The organism is Streptomyces sp. NRRL S-378 (assembly GCF_000720645.1).
Taxonomy (GTDB): domain Bacteria; phylum Actinomycetota; class Actinomycetes; order Streptomycetales; family Streptomycetaceae; genus Streptomyces.
Genome location: NZ_JOBX01000167.1, coordinates 1 through 1,674 on the forward strand (window position 1 = coordinate 1; position 1,674 = coordinate 1,674).

The following is a 1,674-nucleotide window of genomic DNA, read 5'->3' on the forward strand; positions in this document are numbered from 1 at the left end:
GGCCCATCCCGCCCCGGCACGCCCCGGCCCGGCCCATCCCGCCCCGGCCCGGCACGCCCCGCACCCCGGTCGTCTACGGGCGCAGGGGAGGGGTCGGCAACCCGCCGGCCTCCAGAGCCACCAGCGCCAGCACCACGATCGAACCCGTCCACGCCAGCGGCGCCACCGACGCCGGCCGGCCCTCCCGGTCCACCTTCTCCGGCAGCTCACCCAGCGCGTTCCGCTTCGACAGCACCCACTCCAGCACCGGCCCCGCCTTCCCCGGCCGGCCCCCGGCCGCCCAGGCCAGCGCGAAGAACGCCGTACTGGGCGTCCACGCCGTCGCACCCCACGGCGCCCCCGGATCATCACCCGGCGTCAGCCCCCCATTGGGCAGCAACAGCGCCCGGTAGGTGGCATCCAGCGCCGCGGGCAGACCGGCGGGCGCCGCGTTGAAAGGCGGCGCCATGAACGTCACCGCACTGTCGCGCCCGTGCCGCCCGTCAGCGGTGCGCTGGTAGCCCACGGGGAAGAACCGCTTCGAGATCCCCGCCGACAGCCGCCGCGCCGCCCCCTCCCACCGCACCGCGTCACCGGGCCGGCCCGCCTCCCGCGCCAGGTCCGCAGACGCGTTGAACCCGGCCAGCAGCGGCGCAGCCGTACCGATGTTCGGACCGGCCGTCATCAGCTCCCAGTAGTCCGGCGAAGCCGGAGGCAGCCCATCCGCCCCCAGAGAACGCGCCGCACGCTCCGCCGCCCTGCGGATCATCGGATAGAGGACCTCCAGCCGCGCCCGCCGGCCTTCCGCCGGCGCCGCCCGGTACCACTGCCACGCCGCCCACGGCACCCAGCCGTTGGCATCGAGCTGCCACCGCCTGCCGTCCGGCGGACCGGAACCGTCGAGCTTCGTACGCGCCTCCCAGCTGCCGTCCCCGCGCTGGGTCGCGGCACTGTGCCGCAGGATCCGGAACGCCTCCTCGTCATGCCCGGTGCGCGCGAACGCCGCACACGCGAAACTCGAGTCCCGCGGCCAGGAGTACATCCACCCCGGACTCCACCCCGCCGCCATCGCACCGTTGGGCCGCAGCAGCGCCCGCATCGCCAGCAGCGCCCGCCCGGCCGCCGCCCGTTCGGCCGCGGACCTCCCCGGGACCCGGCCGGACGCCAGCCAGGCCCGGCTCTGCCCGATCTGCCGCAGCGCCCGCCCGTCACCGGCCGCGACCACCACCGACTCCGTCCGCCCCGAAGGCAGGTACAGCCACCGGCCGGACGCCAGCCGCAGCACATTGCTGCCCTCCACGTACCGGGCACCGGCAGCCAGCTTCGCCGAAACCCCCTCGGCGGCCGTCGCATTGGACAGCACTCCGACGGTGGGAGCGGCCAACGCCGACAACGGCGCATGCCCTCCCGCACCGCACACCGGGACGACCGTACTCGTCAACGCCGCCGCGACCACCGCCCAGCAGCCCAGGACACCGGACACCGCCACTCCCTCCGCCGCATCCGCCACATCCGCACCACGGGGCACCCGCACCACGGGGCACCCGCACCACGGGGCACCGCACCACGGGCACCCGCACCACGGGCACCCGTACACCAGCGCACCCGAGCAGCGGCGCACGCACGGACCTGACCCGGACCCGGACCCCGGCCCCCACCCCATCCTCGAAGACCCCCGCCCGCCCCGCCACGGAA

1 protein-coding gene and 1 pseudogene are annotated in these 1,674 nt (G+C 76.3%); one reads left to right on the plus strand and one right to left on the minus strand.

Features of this window, described 5'->3' with window-relative positions:
* Window positions 1–73: 73 nt before the first annotated feature.
* Window positions 74–1,363, minus strand: a complete 1,290-nt coding sequence (locus tag IH80_RS0138325) for a hypothetical protein (RefSeq protein ID WP_234432543.1) — start codon at window positions 1,361–1,363, stop codon at window positions 74–76.
* Here IH80_RS0138325 and IH80_RS46740 point away from each other — a divergent pair.
* A pseudogene (locus IH80_RS46740) lies at window positions 1,350–1,674 on the plus strand (hypothetical protein); the annotation flags it as partial. The gene IH80_RS0138325 and the pseudogene IH80_RS46740 sit on opposite strands and share 14 nt — an antisense overlap.